Source organism: Paenibacillus sp. Y412MC10 (genome assembly GCF_000024685.1).
GTDB lineage: Bacteria > Bacillota > Bacilli > Paenibacillales > Paenibacillaceae > Paenibacillus_AQ > Paenibacillus_AQ lautus_A.
In genome coordinates this window covers 4,391,534-4,416,066 of the sequence record NC_013406.1, presented here as the reverse complement: position 1 = coordinate 4,416,066, position 24,533 = coordinate 4,391,534, and the positions used below count along the sequence as shown (strand labels likewise).

The 24,533-nt window shown below is 52.3% G+C and carries 16 protein-coding genes and 1 pseudogene; 12 read left to right on the top strand and 5 right to left on the bottom strand.

Annotation, left to right across the window (positions count from 1 at the left end; translation table 11 throughout):
- The first annotated feature begins 174 nt into the window (after positions 1–174).
- The 6 genes and pseudogenes from GYMC10_RS18990 to GYMC10_RS33340 all read left to right on the top strand — a co-directional run bounded on the left by GYMC10_RS18990 (position 175) and on the right by GYMC10_RS33340 (position 9,405).
- A complete protein-coding gene (locus GYMC10_RS18990) occupies positions 175–918 on the top strand; it encodes a GTP pyrophosphokinase family protein (protein WP_015736042.1) in 744 nt (247 codons plus the stop codon).
- 530 nt (positions 919–1,448) lie between these two features.
- Positions 1,449–2,846 carry a protoporphyrinogen oxidase gene (locus GYMC10_RS18985; RefSeq protein ID WP_015736041.1) on the top strand — a complete coding sequence of 466 codons (1,398 nt, stop codon included), beginning with the start codon at positions 1,449–1,451 and terminating at the stop codon, positions 2,844–2,846.
- A complete protein-coding gene (locus GYMC10_RS18980; RefSeq protein WP_015736040.1) occupies positions 2,843–3,415 on the top strand; it encodes a DUF1697 domain-containing protein in 573 nt (190 codons plus the stop codon). Before GYMC10_RS18985 ends, GYMC10_RS18980 begins: the two co-directional genes overlap by 4 nt.
- 779 nt (positions 3,416–4,194) lie before the next feature.
- Positions 4,195–6,039: pseudogene (locus GYMC10_RS33350) on the top strand (lamin tail domain-containing protein); the annotation flags it as partial.
- A gap of 1,222 nt (positions 6,040–7,261) precedes the next feature.
- The gene (locus GYMC10_RS33345; RefSeq protein ID WP_368087158.1) at positions 7,262–7,348 is read left to right on the top strand and encodes a zinc finger domain-containing protein; all 87 of its coding nucleotides are present in this window, start codon (positions 7,262–7,264) and stop codon (positions 7,346–7,348) included.
- Between the two features lie 107 nt (positions 7,349–7,455).
- On the top strand, positions 7,456–9,405 hold the full coding sequence (locus GYMC10_RS33340; RefSeq protein ID WP_410002346.1) for an S-layer homology domain-containing protein: 1,950 nt from the start codon (positions 7,456–7,458) through the stop codon (positions 9,403–9,405).
- A gap of 152 nt (positions 9,406–9,557) precedes the next feature.
- Here the strand turns inward: GYMC10_RS33340 and GYMC10_RS18970 are convergent, their stop codons facing one another.
- The gene (locus GYMC10_RS18970; RefSeq protein ID WP_015736038.1) at positions 9,558–10,787 is read right to left on the bottom strand and encodes an aminopeptidase; all 1,230 of its coding nucleotides are present in this window, start codon (positions 10,785–10,787) and stop codon (positions 9,558–9,560) included.
- A gap of 39 nt (positions 10,788–10,826) precedes the next feature.
- Entirely contained in the window at positions 10,827–11,210 is a 384-nt protein-coding gene (locus GYMC10_RS18965; RefSeq protein ID WP_009591074.1) for a MerR family transcriptional regulator, read from the bottom strand.
- A gap of 207 nt (positions 11,211–11,417) precedes the next feature.
- Between GYMC10_RS18965 and GYMC10_RS18960 the strand changes: the two genes are divergently transcribed.
- Entirely contained in the window at positions 11,418–13,010 is a 1,593-nt protein-coding gene (locus tag GYMC10_RS18960; protein ID WP_015736037.1) for an MDR family MFS transporter, read from the top strand.
- Between the two features lie 74 nt (positions 13,011–13,084).
- On the opposite strand, the gene GYMC10_RS18955 is transcribed toward GYMC10_RS18960, so the two are convergent.
- The 3 genes from GYMC10_RS18955 to GYMC10_RS18945 all read right to left on the bottom strand — a co-directional run bounded on the left by GYMC10_RS18955 (position 13,085) and on the right by GYMC10_RS18945 (position 16,221).
- Positions 13,085–13,906 carry a carbohydrate ABC transporter permease gene (locus GYMC10_RS18955; RefSeq protein WP_015736036.1) on the bottom strand — a complete coding sequence of 274 codons (822 nt, stop codon included), beginning with the start codon at positions 13,904–13,906 and terminating at the stop codon, positions 13,085–13,087.
- Positions 13,907–13,923: 17 nt separating this feature from the next.
- On the bottom strand, positions 13,924–14,883 hold the full coding sequence (locus GYMC10_RS18950; RefSeq protein WP_015736035.1) for a carbohydrate ABC transporter permease: 960 nt from the start codon (positions 14,881–14,883) through the stop codon (positions 13,924–13,926).
- Positions 14,884–14,964: 81 nt separating this feature from the next.
- Positions 14,965–16,221, bottom strand: a complete 1,257-nt coding sequence (locus GYMC10_RS18945) for an extracellular solute-binding protein (protein ID WP_015736034.1) — start codon at positions 16,219–16,221, stop codon at positions 14,965–14,967.
- 481 nt (positions 16,222–16,702) lie between these two features.
- Here GYMC10_RS18945 and GYMC10_RS18940 point away from each other — a divergent pair, with 481 nt between their 5' ends.
- The 5 genes from GYMC10_RS18940 (at position 16,703) to GYMC10_RS18920 (ending at position 24,533) form a co-directional block, all read left to right on the top strand.
- Positions 16,703–17,434 (top strand): metallophosphoesterase family protein, encoded by a 732-nt coding sequence (locus tag GYMC10_RS18940; protein ID WP_015736033.1) that lies wholly within the window; start codon positions 16,703–16,705, stop codon positions 17,432–17,434.
- A gap of 311 nt (positions 17,435–17,745) precedes the next feature.
- A complete protein-coding gene (locus GYMC10_RS18935) occupies positions 17,746–19,176 on the top strand; it encodes an SWIM zinc finger domain-containing protein (RefSeq protein ID WP_015736032.1) in 1,431 nt (476 codons plus the stop codon).
- A 27-nt stretch (positions 19,177–19,203) separates the two neighbouring features.
- Positions 19,204–21,060 carry a HEAT repeat domain-containing protein gene (locus tag GYMC10_RS18930; RefSeq protein ID WP_015736031.1) on the top strand — a complete coding sequence of 619 codons (1,857 nt, stop codon included), beginning with the start codon at positions 19,204–19,206 and terminating at the stop codon, positions 21,058–21,060.
- An 18-nt stretch (positions 21,061–21,078) separates the two neighbouring features.
- Positions 21,079–22,182, top strand: coding sequence for an ATP-binding protein (locus GYMC10_RS18925; RefSeq protein ID WP_009591055.1), 1,104 nt, complete (start codon positions 21,079–21,081; stop codon positions 22,180–22,182).
- Entirely contained in the window at positions 22,179–24,533 is a 2,355-nt protein-coding gene (locus GYMC10_RS18920; RefSeq protein ID WP_015736030.1) for a DUF5682 family protein, read from the top strand. Before GYMC10_RS18925 ends, GYMC10_RS18920 begins: the two co-directional genes overlap by 4 nt.

Here is a 24,533-nt window from a genome sequence, read left to right as displayed (position 1 = left end):
GTTTGTAGTTGCGGCGTCTTTTTGACGTTATTGCACTAAAGTTGCAGTCGCACCTCAATATCAACTACTATTTAAAGAGGGACAGAACTTCTAGAATGTTAGCAACGCGTTTTGTTTTTATTTACTACTCGAGTCGTCACGGCTCTGAATCACACAATCGAAAGGAAGTATCCCATGAATTCTTTGCAAATCGAACAGCTCAAAATCATTCGGAACGAAATTACCCGATTCATGATGAAATACAAATTCGCCTTAGATGAGATCGAAACCAAAATGGAGATATTAAAAGAAGAGTTTCAGGCTCTTCATGACTATAGCCCGATCGAGCACACGAAATCCCGCTTGAAATCGCCGGAGAGCATCATGAAGAAGCTGCTTCGCAAGGGCGGAAACATATCGCTCCGTTCCATAGAAGATAACATTAAGGACATTGCGGGTTTACGAATCACCTGTTCATTCATTACCGACATTTACAAAATCAGCGACATGCTGCAGAATCAAAGCGATTTAACGGTCCTGAACGTCAAGGACTACATCAAGAATCCGAAGCCGAACGGATACCAAAGCTTGCATCTGTTAGTGGAAGTGCCCGTCTTTTTCTCTGACCGGGTGGAGAAGGTATGCGTTGAAGTCCAGATTCGAACGATTGCCATGGATTTCTGGGCGAGTCTGGAGCATAAAATCTTTTACAAATATAATAAGTCGGTTCCCCAGCACCTGCTCGAAGAGCTTAAGAAGGCGGCGGATACCGCCAACGCGCTGGACCGTCAGATGGAGCAATTGCACCGCGAAGTGCAGGCCATTAAGGATTCGGAAAGCGACGATTCGCTGCTGGAGGAATTAAAAAGCATCCAGATCAACAACCGCAAGTATGAGCTCCCGGCGGGCTTGCTCGAAGTATTGACCGAGGATAATTAAGACGTACCCGGGCGGCGCAAAAAAGGAATGCCTGACCTGTTTCATCGCCCATGCACCGGGTATATATATCCTAAGTGGGAAGTGGAAACACATCAACACCAGACGGATAACAAGACGTTAAGTCGGAATTACCGAAAGGATTTGATACCCATGTACAACGAAACAAGGAATAAGGACGACACAGCCTGAATTATTCCGGCGTACACCTTAAGCTATTAAAGCAATGGAATGATAGCGTCAAAAAGGATATAACCGCTTCCCACGAAAAAAACTCTGCGAGTGATCTCGCGGAGTTTTTTGCTGTCGACGACCATCCCAGCACCTGGATCATGAGTTCAGCACGAACAATTATAGATTGTTCAGGGGTGATGTCCGGGAAATCGGTGGCTGTGAACGGTTCTGTTCACAATATTGAGGGAATGGCACCCAACGAATGAACGGTCACTATGATATACTTAGGAATTGGATACAATGGTAACGTAACATTATATATTATTGATATAAACCTACATAATAGAGGTGTATGTACAGTGACAACTACCGTAGTCATCGGCGGCGGCATTACCGGACTTTCGACCTTATATTATCTGCAAAAAGAGCTGAAACATCATCGACGGGACATGGACTTGGTGCTGGTTGAGGCAAGCGATGTGCTGGGAGGCAAAATCCGAACCGTCCAGAACGGTGAATTTATTATGGAAACCGGAGCGGATTCGATCGTATCCCGGAAAACGAATGTGGCGCCGCTTCTGGAGGAGCTTCAGATAACGGACCAGGTTGTGTACAATGCCACGGGGACTTCTTTCATATATACAACCGACGGCCTAAAAAAAATTCCCGAGGAGAGCGTATTCGGCATACCGCTTAGCTTGAAATCCTTGGCCGAAAGCGGGCTGGTATCCGCGGAGGGGAAGGTGGAAGCGCTCAAGGACTATTACACGCCGAATGAGACGTTCACCAAGCATGATTCCCTGGGAGAATTCCTGGAGTCCTTTCTAGGAAAGGAAATTGTTCAGAACCAGATCGCTCCGGTCATATCGGGCGTCTATTCCGGGGAGCTCCATGACCTGACCATTGCGTCCACATTCCCCTATTTGCTGGAGTACAAAAATACCTACGGCAGCATCATGGGCGGTTTGGCCGAGAATAAACAGAAGTTCCTTGGCACCGGCAATAAGAAATTTATTTCCTTCAAAGACGGTGTCTCGGTGTTGATTGACGCACTGGAACGGAGCCTGACAGAAGCAGGCGCAAAGATCTCCAAGGGCGTTGCCGCTGAGAAGCTGGAGAGAACGCCTAACGGCTATCGATTGATGCTGGCGAACGGCGAACAGATGGAAGCGGATTTTGTTGTAATAAGCACGCTGGGATCAAGCGCGAAGGAGCTGCTGGAAGATCCGCGGCTTCACGAGGATTTTGACCAATTGTATACGAAGTCGCTCATTAGCGTGTATCTGGCCTATGATATTCGAGATGAAGAGCTTCCTTACGACGGCACGGGATTCATTACGGCCAAGGGGACGAAGCTGAAGTGTGACGCATGCACCTGGACGAGCCGGAAATGGGAGCACACCTCCGAGAATAATCGGCTATTGATGCGTTTATTCTACAAAAGCTCCAATCCGTATTATGACCAATTAATCCGATTGTCGGACGAAGAATTGAAGCATGTCGGGATGGAGGATATCCGTCAGAGCTTAGGTTTAGAGGCTGAACCCGTGTCCTGCGAAGTTACCAAATGGCATGAGAATATGCCGAACTATCATCTGAAGCACAGGCAGGTCGTGGAGTCGCTGGAGCTCGCAATGGAAGACCTTTATCCTAACGTGATGCTTGCCGGCTGCTCATATTATGGTGTGGGGATCCCGGACTGCATCGCGAACGGCGAGAAGACGGCAGGTATGATTATGGAAAGGATACTCAAATGACCATCTATATCGCTTTGCTTCGAGGAATCAACGTCGGCGGACACAATAAAATCAAAATGGCCGATTTAAGAAAAATGCTTGAAGGCATGGGCCTAGCCCGCGTGCAAACATACATTCAGAGCGGAAACGTGCTCTTCGAATCTGCGGATTCCAAGGAAACGCTGCAGGTCCAAATGGAGCAAGGAATACAAGAAGCGTTCGGCTTCCAGATAACCGTGATACTCAGAACCTCGCAGGAAATCGAGGGCATCGTCCGGCATTGTCCTTTTTCGGAAGAAACGATACGTGCGGCGGAGGCAGCATCGGAGTTTGAGAGTCTTTATGTTGCCATGCTGCCGGAAGCACCGACTCCCGATGACGTTGAGAGATTGAGGCTCTACGTGAACGATAAAGAAACTTTTGAAGCGATCGGAGAAGAAATCTATTTGCTGTTTAAGGAAAGCGTTCGGAATTCCAAGCTGGCGGCGCAAATGGCAAAGTTCGGCGTACCGATGACGATGCGGAATTGGAAAACCATGAACAAGCTGGTAGAGCTGTCCCGAACGATGCAAAATGAACAGCCGCTATAGTGGATTCAAGGTGACGGAGGAGGCATAGGCGGCATCCGATTTCGAAGGAAATTTGGGCCGGCGTGTTTCACTTCCCGTGGACCGGGTAAATATAGAACAAGTGGGAAGTGGTATTGTCAATCGACGGACGGAAGAACATCATGTCATTCCGAAAGGCAGTTGATTCGCCATGAACACTCGCAAAAGGAGAAGGAGAGCGAAGTTTCTTCGATTCTTTTCAGGTAAGGCACCCTAGCAATTGGAAAATTGCTGCATAATGAATAATAAAATCGCTTCCCACTGATAAGGATCCTGCGATATCATTCGCGGGGTCTTTTTTTGTGCGGATTAAGCAATAGTTACAGTATGTAAGATACGCCGGAGCGGGAGTTGTTGCTCAAAGATGTATTGAAAATAAGTCGTTCATAGTGCTGAAGTATCGAACAATAGAGGTTGTTGGATCCCGAAATATGTACCTTGAGAAACGGATGAGCCATATGCCATGGACAGAAAGACGCGGCGTTAAGTTGTCCTATTGTACTAGAGGTTCAGCGAATATCGGGACCTTTATATCATTTATCAAATTTTACATAAAGTGGTTTAAAAAACGATCGGAATATGCAATTATTGATCTTGGGAGGTGAAGAGGAAAAGGACCCCTCAAGGGGAAAAGCCTAAGTTGAAATCGCGAGGGATTTTATGTTGAAAACGCTTTAATTATAATTTGGAGATCCCATGGAGACCTGGAGAATTGGGAAACTGAATTGATTGCTCAAAAAATCATTTCTAGGAGGTTTTCCATGTCTAAGATCGTCCTTAAACGATGTATTTCCTGTTTCTTGATTCTTTGTATCGTTATGTCTGCCTCGTTTACTGCTCTCGCAGGACAAGCTTCCGCCCAGACACCCACTGCGCTTAACCCAGTGCCCGAGCTGCTGATCACCGAGCTTGTGCCTGATTCCACGAACGTAGGAACCGCCGACGGTTACGAATTTATCGAGGTTTACAACAATTCCGATCAAGCCATCGATTTCAGCAATTATAAGATACGCTACCGTTACTTGGAGAGCGACACCCTGTGGGCTCATGTACCCGACGAGGTGACCATTCCATCCGGAGGCACGCTGGTCTTCTGGATCATAAACGGTCAGAACAGCAAATCCACGATTGCTGATTTTAATCATAATTACGGTACCAACCTGAACGAAAACACCGATGTCGTCAAAATATTCTCAGGCGGCATGTCCAATTCGCGCATGCGGGAGCTCGTGGTCGTAACGAACACCGGCCGCCCGGTCGTGTCCGCGTTTTACAACGACGGTGAAGTTCATAACGGTCCCGATCAGGGTATCTTCTATAAATATCCCGAAGACGGAAGTCTAAAAATGCAGCGGATCTCCCAGCTGGAGCATAAGGCTACGCCGGGTTCGCTCGCGCATTCGGAAGTGCCCGCGGAGCCGGTACATATCGACGTGACCAAGGAGCCGTCCGTTGTCAATCGGACGACCACCACGAACGTGGAGCCGGGAGACAATCTGGAAATCGCCGCAGAAGCGCACGATGACCGAATGGTGACATCGCTCGCGTTATCGTATCGTGTCGACGGACAGAACGATTACAAGGTCGTACAGCTTCAGGAAGGACAGCAAGGCTATCATCATACGATACCTTATCTGGAGCTGCTGGGACATGCCAAGCTGGAGTATTTCTTCACGGTGTCCAACACGTTTAAGAAAGTGGAGAGCCCTAAATATGAGGTTGATCTCACGGGCAGCGGTGCAAGCGCGAGCCTGAACGTTAAAGATCAACAAACGGTTACGGGCATCACGTATATTCGGGGTGCAGCTGATGGGGCTGGGCCTTCCGATTTGGAGCTTCAAGTGGACGGAACGCCGGTTCAAGGCACTCCCGCCATGGAGCATTCCGCCTATTTTATATTTGAAGGCGACGGCATTGACGATGGAATCAACACGGTAACCATCGGCAAGGAGGTTCTTTTCGAGACGGAGGCGAACATTGACGGTTATCAAACCATCGTGGTCCCGATCGAACCGCAGTGGCTGACAAGCGGATCGAACGAAATTACCCTTCGGGCCGGCGATAACGAGAAGACCTATTTCGATGACGACAAGCCGACGGGCAATATGGATGATTTCAATGCGCGCAACGTGCGGCTGCTCCTGGGCGACGGAACGGAAATCCGGGATCCGCAATACAGCGATCCCGCACGGATCCATGACCTGGGCGACGATGGACGTTTCCTGCCTTTCGTAACTTTTCAATTCGACATTCCTGCCGAAAAAGTAAATGCATTGTCCTACGCATGGGATACCTCGGCCGTCTCTGACGGAACGCATTCCATTCAATTGAAGGTCAATGGTCAGTCTGAAGCAGCTGCCGATGTTCAGGTAGATAACCACGGACCGGAAATTAGCGAAACCGTTGAAGAGGGCAAGAGTTACAAGGGCGGCATCCCGATCGATGTGACCGCCACGGATCGCGTATCGGGCGTGGACCGGGTCGAGGTTACGCTCGATGGACGCGCCATCCAGCTGCCGTACAATACTTCCTCGGCTGAGCTTGAACCAGGCGATCATAAGCTGGAAATTCGAGCAGTGGACAAGATCGGCAACCGCTCGGAACGAACCGTGACGTTTAACACGGCTCAGGAGCATCCGAATAAACCTGTGTTGGTGTCGCCGGCAGATAAGGAGAGCGGCACCGGGCTGTCGCCGGAGCTGAAGGTTCAAGTCAGCGATCCATCGGATGACGAGCTCGAGGTCTCCTTCCATCAGGCTTATTCGTATCATGCTTTAAGCGGGGATCGGGTGAAATTGTCCAAGAACGCTTCGGACGAAGAACCGCCAAAGGATAGATTCCCTGCGGGCGAAACTGTGCTGACCGAAGAGGAATTGAAGCGGGTATCCGAATCCAACGATGAATATGTCACCGTAGATTCAACGTCTCAATTCCCATACATCCGGTTCGAGGCAGAGCTGGAGCATGCCGTCGAGCCCGGCGACAGCGTCGAAGTCGCTTGGGAAGGACACACGGTGTCCGGCCGCAAGGTCACGATGTATGCGTGGAACCACAAGCTGAGCAAATGGACGGAAATAACCAAGCATATTGCCCAGTCTGAAGATGATTTTACGCTTCGAGGCGAACTGACGGCAGCGGACTATGTACAGAACAACAAAGTCGATGTGATCGTACAGGATGAAATTCCTTCCCGAGGGGATTATGATTACACCTTTGTATGGGTATCCGATACGCAGTTCTTGACGGAGCTCTATCCGCATATTCAGCAAAAGCAGTTCGAATGGATCGTTGATTCCATCGATGAGATGAACATCAAATATTTGTTCCATACCGGTGATATCGTGAATGATCCAACAGCCGAATACCAATGGAAACGTGCCGATGCTTACATGAACATGCTGGAGGATGCCAAGCTGCCGCACGGCGTGCTTGCCGGGAATCATGACGTGGGCAGCTACGATTGGGATTACACGACCTACGGTCAATATTTCGGGGAAGACCGTTATAAGGATCAGCCCTATTACGGAGGCTCCTACAAGAACAACCGGGGACATTACGATCTGGTCTCCGTCGAAGGCAACGACTTCATCATGATGTATATGGGATGGGGCGTCGAAGACGAGGATATCAAGTGGATGAACGAGGTTCTGACTGAATATCCGGATCGTATCGCATTCCTGAATTTCCATGATTACATGCTCGCGAACGGAACGCGTTCCGGCGTAGGCAACAAGTTGTACAAGGAAGTAGTCGTCCCTAATCCGAACGTGGTTGCCGTATTGAGCGGCCATTACACGGGAGCCAGCCTGCTTAAGAACGAATTGGACGATGACGGTGACGGCAATACGGACCGAACCGTGTATCAGATGCTGGCGGACTATCAAGGACATGCGGACGGCGGCAGCGGATATTTGAGACTGCTGCATTTTGATAAGGAAAGCAATCAGATTTACGTGAATACGTACTCTCCTTATTTGGATAAGTACAATTATTATACGAATCCGGGCGTGGATGAATTTACGATGAACCTGGATCTTGAGCCGAAACTGAAGCGGGTAGCCACCGATTCGATTCAGGTGAATCATCTGAGAGGAGAGGCCATCGGTACGCCGCAAAAGGCAGCGAGCGGCACGGAGGTTACTCAGCCGTGGGCAGGACTGTTATCCAATGGAACCTATTCCTGGTATGCCGTCGCCCAAGATGAATTCGGGGGAAGAACGGTATCGGACGTATGGACATTCACAACGGATGAAGGGGATCTCGCGGCCCCAACTAATCTGAAAGCACTTCAGGTCACGTCGTCCTCGGTTCAAATCGGTTGGGACCCTGTGAACCGTCCGGACCAGCAAGTCGTGAGCTATCATGTGTATCAGGACGGACAGCAAGTGGCTACCGTTACGGACAGCGTATACGAAGCGACAGGGCTTACGCCGGATACCCCGTACGAATTCAAAGTAACCGCCTCGGATCAGCATGGAGCGGAATCGCCACCAAGCGAGATCTTAACGGTGATCACGAGCGCTGTAGACGTACCGGGTGCGCCGGTATGGACGCCCGGGGAGCTGGAATTTTCGGAGATCACATCGAGCCGTGTAACCATGAGCTGGCCGGAGGCGGCTGCAAGCGATGGCGTGGAAGGATATCGCGTATATTTGAAAGGCCGGGAGGAACCGGTGGTGACCGTGACCAGCGATGTGTATTCGCATACCGCAGCCGGGCTTACGCCGGATACGCGTTATCATTTTACCGTCAAAGCTTATAACGCTGCCGGCGAGAGCGTGGGACTCCATAACTCGGTCACGACTTCGGCTGCAGGAGTGGACAAGAGCGAGTTAATCGGATTAATCGCCTCGGCGCAGCAAAGGCTCGACGAAACACGGGAAGGCTCATCGCCAGGGCAGTATCCGGCAGGCGCAAGGTCAGCGCTCCGTGACGCGATTGCAAACGCCAGCGCCATAGCGCAGCAGGATCATGCAACTGCGAAGGATGTCAAGGACGCAATGACCGCACTGCAAGCCGCGATCCGCGCCTATAACGCTTCGGTGATCCCTTCATCCGAGAATCCTCCGTCATCGGGATCGGAATCCTCTGGCGGTGGAGTCCCCTTGTCCGGAAACAATCAATTAAAAGCGCTGGAAGTCATCATTGGCGGCGTAGCGGCTGCATTAACCCCTGCGTTCAACGAAAGCACGACGGAGTACCGGCTTGAAACGGATGCGGAATCCGTGCAGCTCCGCGTTGGGGCTGCGCATGGCAAGGCCGCTGTCCTTCTGGAAGGAGAGGTTTTGAAGAATGATCAGGTCATCAAGCTGAAGGAAGGGGATAACGTCCTGAAGCTGGTGGTTAGGGCCGAGAACGGTGCGACCAAAACCTATCAATTAACCATACACCGTAAGGCGAAAGCAGGGACAGAAGAACCGAAGCCGGAACCCCAGCCGGTGCTGTTAACCGACATCGGCGGACATTGGGCTTCATCCGCGATTGAGCAGGCGGTTTCGCTCGGCATCGTTGGCGGCTATCCGGATCAGACCTTCAAACCGGACCGTCAGGTCACGCGTGCCGAATTTATGGTGATGATGGCAAAAGCACTGAAAGGTCAAGCGGGATCTGAGAAACTGAACTTCAAAGACAGCTCCTCCATCGGATCCTGGGCGCTTGAAGCGATTCAATGGGCCGTATCCGAAGGCATCGTGAAAGGATATCAAGACGGGACATTCAAACCGAACGAATCCGTTAACCGTGCGGAAATGGCGGTGATGATCGTACGCTACCTAGGCCTTACCCAGCCAGGTGCCGGAACGGACTTCCGCGATCAGCAGAATATTCCGGCTTGGGCAGAGAAGGAAATCGCAGCCGCGGGCGAGGCCGGCATCGTGAACGGACGTTCGGGTAACCGGTTTGCACCTCAGGAATCTGCGACCCGTGCGGAAGCGGTCATGATGATACTTCGAATGCTGGAGCATGCAGAGTAAAGTAACCATACGAATGTAGAACATAGAAAAAGGCGGACATGGAGCAATTGCTCCAGTGTCCGCCTTTTTTACAGTTGTAGGCTTAAAGGGTTGCCCCTGGTCATATGACGCCAAACGGCACGCTAAGGCGCCCCAATTTACCCAAACGAACTTTAGACCCACCGTCCACCGCGGAATACGGGTTCAATCGTACCGTCCGCCAGCACGCCGTCAATGTCCAGTTCAGCGGAACCGATCATGAAATCGACATGCGTCAGACTGACATTGGCTCCGCGAGCCAGCAGTTCTTCCTTGCTCATCTTGGTGCCGCCTTCGATATTCACGGGATAGGCGCTTCCCAGCGCAAAGTGGCAGGAGGCGTTCTCATCGATGCCGGTGTTATAGAAGACGCGGTTTAGCTGCGAGATCGGCGAATCATGCGGCACGAGTGCCATCTCTCCAAGATACGAGGCGCCCTCGTCCGTTTCCAGCAGCGTCGTGAGATGCTCCCGTCCGGATTCGGCTTCATATGCAATAACCTTGCCGTCCTTGAACGTGAGCTTTATGCCTTCCACCAGGCGGCCGTTCAGATTCAGCGGAAGGGTACTGGATACGGTCCCGTTCACGCCCGTGCGATGAGGCATTGTATAGATTTCTTCGGTGGGCATATTCGCTACGAAATACACCCCGGCCTCATTCTCGTCACCGCCGCCGAGCCAAAGGTAACCTTCCGGCATGTCGACGCGCAGATCCGTTCCCGGCGCACGATAGTGGAAACTCTTGTAGCGTTTGGCATTCATGTGGTTCTGGCGCAGCTTCAGTCCGGCGATATGATCCCGCCACGCGGCTACCGGATCTTCGCTGCCTACCCGATTCATCAGGAATACGGCATCCCACATCGCTTGGATGCGCTCTTCTTCGGGGAGGTCCGGGAATACTTTATTGGCCCAGGCTCGGGTAGGCGCCTTAATGAGCGACCAGCTGATCTTATTGTTGCGGACGTATACCTGATATTTTTCGTTAGCCATGGCAGCAGCCTTAACGGCTGTAGATACTTTTACCGAATCAATGCCGCGGAACAGCTCGGGATCCGGAACCTTAATGCGCAGAATGGCTCCTCCGCCTTCAGCGAGCTGCTGCATGGCGTCGGCCTGCCACTGCGGATAATAATGGAAGGAGTCTTCCGGTGCCTTCTCATAGCGAATTCGGGTGATTTTTTCGTCTTCCCAGTCGACTTGCACATATTTGGCGCCTGCATCATATGCTTTGGCCACGATGCGGCGTGTCAACTCTACGGTCTCGATTGGAGCATTGATGATCAGCACTTGGCCCGGTTGAACGTTTACGCCAACCTTCACGACCAGCTCCGCGTATTTCTCCAGATTTTTCTCGAAATTGTCCATATGTAGATATCCTCCATTTCAGATGTACACTTCATTCTATCACGTTGCGGAGGGCTGCTGCTGACTCTTCTTTTTGCCAAGGGTCCGGGAGATTTGCCTTTCCAGCAGGTGTTTCAATTCATGGAGCGCTGCAATCTGACTGTCCACGCTGCTTAATTTGTCCTCATAAAAGGAGAGCATTTCTTCGCAATATTCATAATCGTCCGGCGAAGCGACTTCACCGCGAAACAATACGCGAATTTGATCCGTGGTCAAGCCCAGCTTTAAGTACAATTGGATCATTTTGACCCGTTCGATGGCGGACGCGTTAAAATGGCGGTAATCATTATCGAGTCTGTCGGCTTCCAGCAGGCCTTTTTGTTCATAATGCCGGATCGAGCGTGCGCTGACCTGGCTGCGCTGCGATAATTCACTGATCTTCATATCACATGACCTCCTTGGCATGAGCTAAGATAAACCGATTATACGCTACCCTGCATGCGAACATAAAGCCATTAGGCTGCTTGAATAAGAGCGTTTGATAAAAAATAACGGAATCGGGGACAAAAGTGTGACAGTCACCTGTCATACTTTTCGATTTACAATGACTGCAGTACTAAGGAAACCTACTTAGAAGGAGTGTATGAGAACTTGAAGACACAAACAGCCAACAACAACAAACTGCCTATCGTGCTTGCCGGCCTGCTGCTCGGCATCTTGATGGCCTCCATGGACAATACGATCGTAGCAACCGCCATGGGAAACATCGTCGGGGAGCTCGGAGGACTTGATCATTTCGTATGGGTGACCTCCGCGTATATGGTTGCCGAGCTTGCGGGGATGCCGATCTTCGGCAAACTGTCCGATATGTATGGGCGCAAAAAATTCTTTGTGTTCGGGATGATTGTATTCATGCTGGGCTCCGTGCTGTGCGGTACGGCAAGCTCCATCACGGAACTGGCGCTGTATCGGGCCGTGCAAGGCGTAGGGGGCGGTGCGCTCATCCCGATTGCATTCGCGATCATGTTCGACACCGTGCCGCTGGAGAAGCGCGGAAAGCTCACCGGTTTGTTCGGAGCCGTCTTTGGATTATCCAGCATTTTCGGGCCGCTCGCAGGCGCTTATATTACGGATCATATTACCTGGCAATGGATATTCTATATTAATTTGCCGATCGGCATCGTGGCCTTCCTGATGGTGACGGTATTCTATAAGGAATCGCATGAACGTTCCAAACAGCCGATTGATTGGAAGGGAGCAACCACGCTCCTTGCGGGCGTGATCTGTTTCATGTTCGCGCTTGAGCTTGGAGGGAAGCAATGGGCATGGGATTCCTGGTTCATCCTGGCTTTGTTTGGTGCTGCCGCCGTTATGCTTGTGCTCTTCGTGCTTGCCGAGAGAAGGGCGGAGGAGCCGATCATCTCGTTTCATTTATTCAAGAATAAACTCTATACCTCAAGCGTGCTGTGCGGCTTGTTTAGCGGAGGATCCTTCATCGTGGCTTCCGTTTACATTCCGATTTTCATACAAGGCGTGCTCGGCGGAAGCGCAACGAACTCGGGGCTGGTCCTGCTGCCGATGATGGTGGGCTCGGTCGTCACGGCGACGGTCAGCGGTTTTCTGATGAGTAAAATCTCGTATCGAAGCATCATGATCCCGACGCTGATCCTGTTTACGGGAGGGATGGTGCTCGCTTCGACGTTAACCGCGGAATCCAGCAGGTTCATCGTTACCCTGTACATGGTTCTGATCGGGCTTGGCATCGGCGGATCGTTCTCCGTGCTGGGAACGGCGGTCATGCATGGCTTATCCTATAAACAGCGCGGGATGGCGAGCTCGACCTTCAATTTCACGCGGTCGCTTGGAATGACCATTGGCATTACGGTGTTCGGGTTGATACAGAGCCGATCCTTCACCGGTTCCTTAACATCGGGATCGGACGTGATGAACACCGGTGGGCTTCCTGAAGGATTCGATCTTAAGGATCCTCACATCTTATTGGCACCGGAGACGAGATCATGGATTCCGTCCGACCTGCTCAAGCCGATCTCGGACACGCTCGCTTCCTCCATCGCGGCTACGTTTGCCTGGGCTATCGTTCCTGCAGCGTTAGCGCTTCTGGCAGCAACTTTAATGGGACGCAAAAAGCTGGATGAAACGGCAGAACTGAAAAGGGAGGAGACAGCCGATTCAGCAGAAGAGGCAGGGACGAAAGAAAATGAACAGCTGGTCATGGTGCCGTAGCGCGTACGTCTTGGACCGGAATATAGAAAGGAGCTGCCTGTCAGGCATAACACCTGGAGGCAGCTCCTTTGCCGTTAACTCTTAATCGCGCCTGCGGCGATATCGGAAATGAATTGCTTGCTGATGAACAAGAACATGACGATCAGCGGGATGACCGCGAGCAGCGTGCCGGCAATGACCATCGAATAGTCGGTGGTATATATTCCGTTTAATGATGATAACGCAACCTGCAAGGTGAACTTGTTCTCATCATTTAGAATGATGAGCGGCCACAGATAGTCGTTCCATACCCCGATGAACGTGAAGGCTGCCAAGAACGATAAAGCGGGCCGCAGAATCGGCAGCGATATGTTCCAATAGAGGCGGAAGAAACCGCAGCCGTCGATTTTACCGGCATCGAGAAGCTCCGAAGGTACCGATTCCTGTGCATACTGCCTGATCCAGAAGATTCCGAAGGCGTTGACCATTCCCGGAATGATCAGGGCCTTGTAGGTGCCCACCCATCCGAATTCTGCCATAATGACAAACGAAGGCACCAAGGATAATTGTGCGGGCGCCATCATGGTGGCAAGCAGCAGGACAAACAGCCATTTTTTGCCCGGGAACTGGAATTTGGCGAACGTGAATCCGGCCAGGGAATCGAAGAATAAGACCAGCAGCGTACAAGCGGAAGCGACGAACAGGGTATTCCAGAAGGCGCCGAAGAAGTCGATGCTGCTCAGAACCCTCGACACGTTATCAAGCAAGTGCGGACCGAACCATAGTTTCGGAGGAAAGCTGTAGATATCCGAAGTGGTGCGCGTCGCCATCACAAGCAGCCAGTAGAAGGGAAAAATGGATAAGATCAATCCGGCGATCAACCCGGTGTGCAGCAGAATGGATTTCCATTTGAACATACGATTCACCCCCATTTTCAGTCATTGGAAGGACTGCCCTGCACCATTTTCCAGTTCACGATGGAAAAGAGGGCGATGAGCAGGAACATGCCCCAGCCGACGGCAGCGCCATATCCGAAATAGTTGTTCACGAAGGCTTCGCGGTACAGGTAGAGGACGATGGTCATCCCGCCGCCGCTTACGCCGCCGTCATTGCCGACCAGCACTTGCGGCTCGGTGAAGATCTGCATGCCGCCGATGGTTGACGTAATGACCGTAAAGAGAATGATGGGCCTTAGATTGGGAATGGTGATTCTGAAAAAGGATTGAATGCCGGTGGCTCCGTCGATCTTGGCTGCCTCGTACAGAACCGTCGGGATGCTCTGCAGCCCGGCAAGATAGATGATGGCGTTATATCCCGCCCATCTCCATATAACCATGACCGAAATGGCTAGCTGAATGCCCCACGTCTTATTCAACCATTCGACGGAGTTGAGGCCGAGCAAGGACAACATATAGTTGAGGAGACCGTAGTTGTTCGAGAAGACCGTGCCGAACACGATGGCAACCGCAACAAGCGAGGTGACGTTGGGCAGGAAATAACCGATGCGAAAGAAGGTGCGGAAACGGACGAACGATGCATTTAGCAGGAAAGCCACGACCAGCGCGATGAACAGCATCGGTATCGTGGAGTAAATCCAGATCAGCAGTGTATTGCCGACGGCTCTCCAAAATTCCGGATCGGTCAGCATGAATTGATAGTTATTGAGACCGTTATAGGTCATCTCGCCGATGCCGTCCCATTTTTGAAAGGACAGGAACATGGAAAAGGCGATCGGGAACAGCCCGAAGATGGCAAATAGAATGTAAAAAGGGGATATCGCCAAATATTCTTTGCGGTGCTTCCAGATCTGTGCAGACAGTCGGTCTTGGGATTTCGGATGCTTGGGAACAGGCTTCTGTTCCACGGGCGTGCGATTCAGCATTGGATTATCCATCGTACTGTACCTCCTGTAGCGGTTGGTATTTAAGTACTCCTAACAATCGGAAAGCCATACCTCGCAAAACAAGAACCTTGGTCAGCGCAGCAGTTCTTTTTTGACCCTGGCCAGCGCGTCGGCCCAGGCTTTATCGGGATTTTTGCCCTGAAGGGCAACCGAGGACAGCTCTCGATTGACAATGCCGTTGACATTCGCGAACTTCCCGCCGAAATAAGCCGGCTTAACGTTTCGTGCAGATTCCGAGAACACCTCGCCGGTCGCCTGATTTCCGAAAAATTCTTCGGGTTCCTTCATGACGGGTGCATCCAGCGCGTCCTTGGCGGAAGGGAAGAGGTTGATCTTCTTAAAGGACTGAACCTGATTTTCCGGGTTCTGAATGTATTTCATGACATCAAATGCTTCCTGCGGATATTTACTTGTCTTCATAATGGCAAGGAAGGAACCGCCGTTGTTGCCGTCACCGCCAGGTGCACGGGCTACCCTCCATTTGCCGGTGGTGTCCGGCGCCGCCTGCATGAGTATTTCCTTCATCCAGACCGCACCGACAAAGGAAGCGACCCGCCCGTTGTTCATGGCGGCATTCCACTCTGAGGAAGAAGTGTTGACGTTGGCGCTCAGCTTCATTTGGGAGGCCTTTACCGCCGTATTCCAGGCCGTTTTCATCGAGGATTCCGCAGACTCGCCGATGAACGTTCCATCCTCGGCAAAATAGATGCGATCGGATTGGGCATTGATTTGGGTATAAATGTTCGTGATGTTATCGAGCATTTTCACTTTTTGATCAAAATGCTCCTGCAGCTTCTGTCCCGCCTCGAAATATTGAACCCAGGAGCCGAGCTGCTCGTGGACATCTTCCGGTTCGGTCGGAAGTCCGGCTTCCTCGAACAAATCCGCTCTGTAGTATAAAGCCGTTGGCCCCGTATCGATCGGCAGGGCGATCATGGCGCCTTCCGGCGTAACGCCGAGCTTCCATTTCCAATCCAGGAAATCCGGTTCGATTTCTTTGGCGCCAAGCTCATACAGATCGTAGAAGCGATCCGAACTCGTAAACAGCTCCGCCACCCAGTCGTTAAATGCGACGATGTCCGGCCCTCCGGAGCCGGCGGCCAGCGTTGTTTTTAATTTCGATTTGAAGTCGCCTCCGATTTTTTGCGCGTCGATGCGGATACCCGGAAACTCCTTTTCAACAGACTTAATCAGCTCATCGTCCAGGCTTCGGTTCCAATACCAAAGTGTAAGCGTTTTCGTTTTTTCGGTTGAAGCATTTCCCGTACAACCGCTGATGATCAAGACAAGAATCAGTAACCCTAAGCTAACCATCCTGCGTGTATTCACTATCGTCAGCCTCCTAACGTGGTGAAGTCGGTGATGCTTAAATCTTATTCAGTTACCAAGCTTGCGTGAGTAAAAATATATGATTACCTTAATACAATAGACTAAAAATTAAAACATCCAAAATAAGGATTTGGCACGTTCCGGCGTATAATTGCCTCCTTCCAATGCACGTTATGTACTGCCGATGTAGTTGAAACAAGCATCGCGTGCCCGAACGCTTCCGGACGGCAATGCATGGAACGGCAAAACCTCCTTCCTTTGACTTTCTTATAGAATAGCTTCAAACTATTTTCATTATAAGTTAATATTGTATGGAAAATGAAGTGCTGGATTGGTAAATCCAAAGACCTGATTTTGGAGCACGGCGTGAATCGCTGAACCGGTTCATCCTTGGCTAAAAAGAGACATAGGATGAATATACGAAAAGCAACTCCGCCATAACCATAGCAAACCGAAATAAACAAAGTTTGGAGGCCGGCTGATGGCGCAATTTGCATTAATCTCCGACATACACGGAAATATCCCTGCACTGGAGGCGGTTCTTAGGGATATCCAACGCCGCGGAATAGAAACCATCTATTGCCTGGGCGACTTGATCGGCAAGGGCCCGCACGGCGATGTGGCGGTGGATATGGTACGAACCCATTGCCAGCAGGTCATTAAGGGGAATTGGGACGACTTTATTGGCAATGAGACCGATGATCCGTCGCTGCTATGGCATCAGCATAGACTCGGAAGCGAGAGGCTGCAATATCTTGCCGGCCTCCCTTATGTCATAGAATTCATGATGAGCGGTAAATGGGTCCGGCTGTTTCATGCTTCGCCGCGAAGCGTGTACGAACGGATCCAGCCCTGGGATGACCAGGAGAAGCGGGCTACCTTGTTTCACAGCTCCCCGCTGTGCGGCAGCCCGAGAATTGCGGACGTCGCCGGTTACGGCGATATCCATAATGCCTATCACCAGCATCTGGACGGGAGAACGCTGTTTAATACCGGCAGCGTCGGCAATCCACTTGAATTGCCCGAGGCGTCTTACGTCGTTCTGGAGGGAGTCTATGGAAGCGAAGATCCCGCGCCGTTAAACATTCAATGCATCCGTGTGCCGTATCCGATCGAACAAGCCGTGCAGGATGCGTTGGAGTCCGGCATGCCCCACCCTGAATCGTATATTCTCGAGATTCGAACAGGGCGGTATCAAGCGCGAAAAGACTAACGGCATCGGAGACAAAAGGGATAAGCGAACGCCGGAGGCGATCTTTAAGTCCGCATTGCGCGCGTTCGTCTACTCCTGGGTGATAGCAAATTTCGAAGAACCGGCTAAGCCGGCTCTTTTTTATTTTAACGGCAGCATAATATAACAATATGTTCCATTTAAGGAGGAGGATGATGGATTAAATAGGAATGGGTGTTCTTAAATAGGTCTTTAGAAGGGTAGGGAGCAGGGCGAAGATTCGATATGATTAAACGTAATGGATATTATTGCTGTTTATTGAACGCAGCGATTTGATTTAGGAGGGTATGAGTTTGGTCGAGATTACAGAGACATGGATCGATTCGCAGGCACCGAATAGCGCCGCCATTAAGAACGGGCAAGGTCTGGTAAAAAAAGGACGTTTCCTCAAGCTGCATCATTCCGAGGATCAAGCCGTGTTGTTCGGCACCTGTGCCGGCAGCGGAAGTTCCGATTACCAGCCGTCTGCCGATTTTGCGGTGCCGGAGAAGCCGGTCATGCGGTGCACCTGCCCGAGCCGGCAGTTTCCGTGCAAACATGTGCTTGGACTGCTATATGCTTATGCAGGCGGAGCGTCGTTCACCCCCGCCGAGGTGCCGGAGGATTTGGCCGCCAAGCGGGAGAAGGCGGAGAAGCGGGAAGAGCGCAAGCTCAAAGAAGCAGCCGAAGGAGCAGCACCCAAACCGAAGAAGGTTAACAAATCGGCGTTAAAAAAGAAACTCCAAGCGCAGCTGGAAGGCTTGGACGTATTGGAAAAGCTTATACACTCGTTGATCCGGAACGGTCTCGGGACATTGGACAAAAAAGAACATAAGCGGATCCAGGAGCATGTGAAGCAGATGGGCAATTATTACTTATCGGGTGCTCAGACGGAACTCCGCCGCCTGGCGCTGGTTCTGTCATCCGAAGACCAGGAGAAAGCTTATACATATGCGGTGGGGCAGCTTGCCGTCATGAACGCAATGATCAAGAAGGGCAAACAGTTCCTGACCACAAAACTTGAGGATCCGGATATGAGGCTGGACCACGAGTCGACGATAGAGGAATGGCTGGGGCATGCATGGCAGCTGACCGAGCTGCAGAGCTATGGGTTAGTGAACGAAGGAGCAGAGCTGGTGCAGCTTTCATTTCTGAGTTATGCCGACGATGCGCGGCTGGAGCATGTGGATACCGGATATTGGATCCAGAAGGACAGCGGCGAAATCCACCGAACGATCCAATACCGTCCTTATAAAGCCGCCAAGCTGATGCGGGAAGAAGACAGCTTCTTTGATAAAGCCCATGTCCCTGTACTGTATCGCTACCCGGGAGATATGAACCGGCGTGTTCGCTTTGAAGAAATGACCTCAAGTCCGGTAACGGAAGAGGATCTGGAATGGATTCGCAACCATGCGGCAGGTTCTTATGCTGAAGCCGTTAAAAAGGTGAAGAACCAGCTCAAGAATCCGCTTAGCGACAGCAACCCCGTCATGCTGCTGCATGTATCCGGGATCGGCCGGAACGCTGAAGGGCAATACGCCATTACGGATGAATCCGGGCAGTCGATCGGGCTGGCCGATGTGTATATGGAACCAACCGTGCCGATGCTGCGGTATTTGCCGGAGGAGAAGCTGAGCAGCGTATCCATGCTGGTTATGTTTGAGCACAACCTTGCGACGGGCCGTCTCTGGGCACAGCCGCTAAGCATCATTACGACGAACGAAATCATCCGGCTATTGTACTAAGCAGGGTAACGAAGGAGGAAAGCGAACATGAGTACGGCATTACTGCAGGAGCTTAACCAAGAGGTTAGGCGTTTATATATCGCCGGCAGCGAGCTCGCGGCAGGCGATTTCCGCCTGAAGCGGCTGCTGCCGCAGTTTCAACAACTGGGAGAACGCGCTCCCGTGTTCAAACGATTGGGCGAAGGAATCCTTGCCTTGATCGAGCCGGATTCCGGGAAGGAAAACCAGTCCGCACAGTTGCTTCAGGATTTAAACCAGCTGCTGAGCTCCGTGCTGCATACGCAAGGAACGACAGCACCCGAGGGAGAACTGTTTCAGGCAGACCATCATCCGGTTCCGCTGTCATCCCATTTATCCTACCGCAAGCTTTCAGCAGTACAGACCGCCCTGACCACGACGGGCAGCGGCCGTTACGAGATCATAGAAGAAGCGTGGAAGGAAGGGGTGTTCCGGGATTTCCGTCTGGTATACCTTGCAATCGAAGCGTTGAATGACCCCTACGTCGAGATTGGCGAGCTCGCGGCCAATGAGATACTGCCGGCGTACGGCCCGGAAATCGTTCCGTTTCTGATGGAAAGCTTTAATCCGGCGGGCGGAAAGCCGGAATCACGCAAGCTGAAGGTGATGGCGGCAGCAGGCGGGAAGGAAGCGCTGGAGCTGATCCGCCAAGCGGCCGAGATCGGCAGCGACGAGGTGCGGTGCATGGCGATCAAATTGCTTGCGCCGTACGAAGAGTTTGAAGCGGATCTGATGGAATGGAGCAGGAGCAAGAAGAAGGTCATCCGCGAGGCGGCCTACGGCGCGCTGGCCGAGAACGGTTCCGATCAAGCCGTGGGGCGGTTGTATGAAGCCGCTCAAGGAAAAGACAAAGAGCTGGTGAATCCTGCCTTAGGCAGATGCCGTTCCGCCCTGTTGACGGATTGGCTTGTACGAGACTTGTCGGCGGAGCTTCAATCGGTTTCCGAATCCCTGGGCGACAAGCAAAAGCTGGAGGAAAGCTGGATCAAGGTGAAACGCTGTTTGTGGGCCCTGCACGACAAACAAAATCCGGAGCTCGAGGAGCTGTACCGGAACGTGCTTCAGCAGTATGCCTTATACATCAAGTCTCTGGGATGGACCTATCTGATGAATGAAGCGGTCATCTACATGAATCGCGTGGATTCCGGGGAAGCCAGGGAACTGCTGCGCCAAAATGCGGAGAATGATTTAGAGCAATATAGACACAGCGGCTCTTATGTCCGCGAGGTATTCCAAAAAGCAACGCGCGTGCTGCCGCCTGAACGCGTATATGAACAATACAAGGACGTTCTGTTGCAAGGCTTCGCCTCGTCGCCGCTCAGCAACGCGGCCAAAGAGCGGAAAAAGCTTTTGGATACCCTATCTGATCTGGTAATCACCAGGCAGTATAAGCGTTATGAGGAAGTAATGCCGTTTGCGGGCAAGGAGAGCTACACGTATTACGTGGAGATGCTCCCGCAAGAGCAGCTGCTGGCGTGCTGGGATGACAGATGGCTGGAGCTGTTGATCGAGCAGGATGAGCTGGCGCTGGTCAGCGCGTTCGCCCGCCGGGGACATCGGAAAGCCGAATCGTATTTGCTGGCAAAGCTGCAGAATTCGCCGGAATTCCGCAACCGGTTTGCCAATCTGATTATTATGGGTCTTGTTCGTACCGGCATAAAGGATGAAGAGCTGTTTGAAGCTGTTGTGGCCGCTCTTGAGGATAAGCGCAATCAGGACTGCTACATGATCGAGCCTTTTACATTCTCGCAGCTGTGCCGGTTGCCTGCAGATTATCATGACCGCGTTCATGCGGTCCTGGGCAACTACAAGGACAACGCCGAGGATCAGCTTCGATATATCCTTCGCAAGATGAAAGAACAATAAATATTAAGGAGTGGAACCATGGGAGCAGGTCAAGAGCAATTGGAAGATATCATGCGTCAGCCCGCGGAAATACTGTTTCGTCATGAGCTGGAAGCGCTGCGCAAGGAGGATACCGGGAAAATTCCTGCCGGATGGCAGATGTCCCCTCAATCCGTACTCAAATTCATCGTTGGCGGCAAGGCCGGCAAGACGGAAATCACGCCTAAATATATCGGAAACCAACGACTGATCGAGATGGCGGTCGCTACCCTGGTAACCGACCGCGCCCTGTTATTGATCGGGGAACCGGGCACGGCCAAATCCTGGCTGTCCGAAAATCTGGCGGCAGCAATCTATGGAAATTCCGGATTGGTCGTACAGGGCACGGCTGGAACAAGCGAAGAACACGTGCGGTATTCCTGGAACTACGCCATGCTGCTTGCCCAAGGCCCTACCCCCGAAGCGCTGGTGCAGAGCCCGATCATGCGGGCGATGGAAGCGGGCGGGATCGCCCGGTTCGAAGAGATTTCCCGCTGCGCCTCGGAGGTACAGGATGCCCTCATCTCCATTTTGTCCGAAAAGACGATATCAGTGCCTGAACTCGGAAAAGAAATGAATGCCCGAAAAGGCTTCTCGATTATCGCTACAGCGAATACAAGAGACCGCGGGGTCAATGAGATGTCGACCGCGCTGAAGCGCCGTTTCAACATCATCGTGCTTCCGGCTCCTGCGGATCTGGAAACCGAAATCGAAATCGTGAAGAAACGGGTGTCGGAGATTGCTTCCTCTTACGATCTTCAGGCTGCTGCTCCTGCAGATGAAGCACTGCTTAAGGTAGTTACCATCTTTCGCGAGCTGCGCAGCGGCATGACCCTGGATAAAAAGGAAAAAGTGAAGTCTCCTGCCGGGGTAATCTCGACGGCTGAAGCGATTTCGCTCCTGACCAACAGCATGGCGCTGGCAGCCAGCTTTGGCAGCGGGGAGCTCACCGACGAGGATTTGGCAGCAGGACTTCAAGGCGCGATCGTGAAGGATGATGATAAGGACCGGCTCGTGTGGAAGGAATATCTCGACAACGTGATGAAAAAGCGCGGTGCCGAGTGGCGGGGCTTATATCAAGCATGTAAGGAGATAAACAAGTGAATGCCGCCGGCATCCATGTTTTTGGCGTTCGGCATTTGTCACCCGCCGGTGCGAAGCATTTAGTAGATTTTCTGGATGAGATTGATCCCACCGCCGTCCTCATTGAAGGACCGTCTGACGCAAGCGGGGAAATCCGGCATCTGGCCCATGCCACGACAAAGCCGCCGGTTGCCATATTGGCATTTACCGAAGAAGTGCCGGTACAAACCGTACTTTGGCCTTTTGCGGTATATTCTCCGGAATATCAGGCGATGAAATGGGCGCAGAAGCACGGAGCCTACGCCGCATTTATCGATCTGCCGTCGTCCTCTGCCGTATGCCTTCAGGAGCTCCGCCGCAGCCCGGTAGGCGGTTCTGGCGGGGAAGAGTCCGAAGCCGGGAAGCCGGGAAGCGTTTCAGGTGCAGCAGAGCCGTCGAATGATAGCCTGCCGGCCGGAAAATCCGTATATGAGCGGATAGCCGAGCTTGCTGGCGAATACGATTACGATATGTACTGGGAGCGGAGTTATGAACATAATTTAAACGCGGGGTCTTACCGGCAATCCATAACGGCTTTTTCCGGGCATATGCGAGAACTTTCGGAGGAGAGAGAACGGCTTGAGGATACAGTGGAGTACGCCTACAATGCCGTCCGGGAGTCTTACATGCGCCGTCAGATTGTTGAAGCGATTGCGGCGGGGCATGAGCCCGAACGCATTGTCGTCGTCTGCGGGGCATACCATGCCCCTGCCCTTAGCGATTTGTCTAACCCGATGAGCGACGAGGAATTAACTCAGCTGCCTTCCCGGGCAACCAAACTGACCCTGATGCCATACTCTTACTATAAACTGTCGTCTATTTCCGGCTATGGCGCAGGAAATGCGGCTCCCCATTATTTTGAAATGATGTGGGAACGGATGCTGAAAGGCGCGCTAACGGAATTGCCGCATCAGTATTTATCCTTGGTGGCGGGCTCGATGAGAAAGAAAGGGACCCACCGGTCAACGGCAGAAGTGATCGAAGCCGTCCGGCTGGCGGAGTCGCTCGCCGCGCTCCATGGGGGCGGCATCCCCACCTTGCGGGATTTGCGGGATGCGGCCCAGACGCTGCTTGGGCGCGGTGAGCTTGCCGTCGTGGCAGAGGAGCTTGCCCGAACGGATATCGGCACGGCGATCGGCGAGCTGGCCGAAGGCGTCAGCCAGACGCCGATCCAGGACGACCTGAACCGCCAGCTCAAAAGGTTGAAGCTGGAGAAATATAAATCGGTTGTGGCCAACGATGTAATTCTGGATTTGCGCGAAAACCGGAGGGTTGCTTCGAAAGAATCCGCCTATCTGGATTTGAACCGTTCCTTCTTGTTTCACCGCTTGAAGCTGCTGGGGATTGACTTCGTCAGCGCGAGGCCGAGCGGGCAGGAGCAGGCGGCGTGGGCGGAGCACTGGGTTGTGAAATGGACGCCTGAGGTTGAAATCCAGGTCGTGGAGTCTACGCTGCTGGGAGAGACGGTAGAAGTAGCTGCCGCTTATATGCTCCAACAGAAGCTGGCGGACTGCAGCTCGATTGCCGAAGCCTCTTCGCTTATCCGAATCGCCTATGAGTGCGGGATGATTCACCAGATGGAAGCAGGCAGGCAGACCCTGCAGAAGCTGGCTGTGGACAGCCGTGATGTCGTACAGATCGCGGCCGCTTCCCGGTCGTTATCCGTGATGATCCGTTATGGCGGGGTCCGGCGAATGGATACGGAGCCGTTAGTGCCGCTGCTTCAGCAGCTGTTTATGCGCGCTTGCTTGTTCCTGCTTGATGGCAGCCAGTGCAGCGATGAGGTGTCCGGCTCGATGATCACCGCTATGAATGAGCTGAACAGCGTTGCGATGGAGCATGCCGAGCAGGTAGACGAGGAACTTTGGCTGCAAGAGCTTCGGCATTTGTCGGAAAGGGATGACCTCAATGCCCGTCTGTCGGGGTATGCCTGCGCGGTCTTAATGGAGCGGAACGCGATTTCCGCGCAGCAGTGCGCCAAAGAAGTTTCGCGCAGACTCTCCCCCGGCATTCCGGCCGATTTGGGGGCTGGATGGTTCGAGGGCTTATCGATGCGGAACCGTTATGCCCTGCTATCACGGTTAAGCTTGTGGGAGCAGCTGAATGAATACATCCTGTCCCTGGATGATGAGGAGTTCGCGCGCGCCCTTGTTTTTCTGCGCAGGGCGTTCAGCAGCTTCTCGCCAAAGGAAAAGACGATGATTGCCGAGCTGCTTGGCGAATTATGGGGCGTGAACGCAGAGCAGGCCGCCGAGATTTTGACCGGTGACTTGAAGGAGGAAGAAGCGAAAATGCTGGACGAATTGAATGATTTTGATTTTGAGGATTTTTAG

Excerpts from the sequence above, each read along its gene's own strand:
- GYMC10_RS18925 (WP_009591055.1), top strand. The coding sequence starts at position 21,079 with ATGGGAGCAGGTCAAGAGCAATTGGAAGATATCATGCGTCAGCCCGCG.
- GYMC10_RS18980 (WP_015736040.1), top strand. The coding sequence starts at position 2,843 with ATGACCATCTATATCGCTTTGCTTCGAGGAATCAACGTCGGCGGACAC.
- GYMC10_RS18990 (WP_015736042.1), top strand. The coding sequence starts at position 175 with ATGAATTCTTTGCAAATCGAACAGCTCAAAATCATTCGGAACGAAATT.
- GYMC10_RS18940 (WP_015736033.1), top strand. The coding sequence starts at position 16,703 with ATGGCGCAATTTGCATTAATCTCCGACATACACGGAAATATCCCTGCA.
- GYMC10_RS18930 (WP_015736031.1), top strand. The coding sequence starts at position 19,204 with ATGAGTACGGCATTACTGCAGGAGCTTAACCAAGAGGTTAGGCGTTTA.
- GYMC10_RS33340 (WP_410002346.1), top strand. The coding sequence starts at position 7,456 with ATGAACCTGGATCTTGAGCCGAAACTGAAGCGGGTAGCCACCGATTCG.
- GYMC10_RS18965 (WP_009591074.1), bottom strand. The coding sequence starts at position 11,210 with ATGAAGATCAGTGAATTATCGCAGCGCAGCCAGGTCAGCGCACGCTCG.
- GYMC10_RS18955 (WP_015736036.1), bottom strand. The coding sequence starts at position 13,906 with ATGTTCAAATGGAAATCCATTCTGCTGCACACCGGGTTGATCGCCGGA.
- GYMC10_RS18950 (WP_015736035.1), bottom strand. The coding sequence starts at position 14,883 with ATGGATAATCCAATGCTGAATCGCACGCCCGTGGAACAGAAGCCTGTT.
- GYMC10_RS18970 (WP_015736038.1), bottom strand. The coding sequence starts at position 10,787 with ATGGACAATTTCGAGAAAAATCTGGAGAAATACGCGGAGCTGGTCGTG.
- GYMC10_RS33345 (WP_368087158.1), top strand. The coding sequence starts at position 7,262 with ATGACGGTGACGGCAATACGGACCGAACCGTGTATCAGATGCTGGCGG.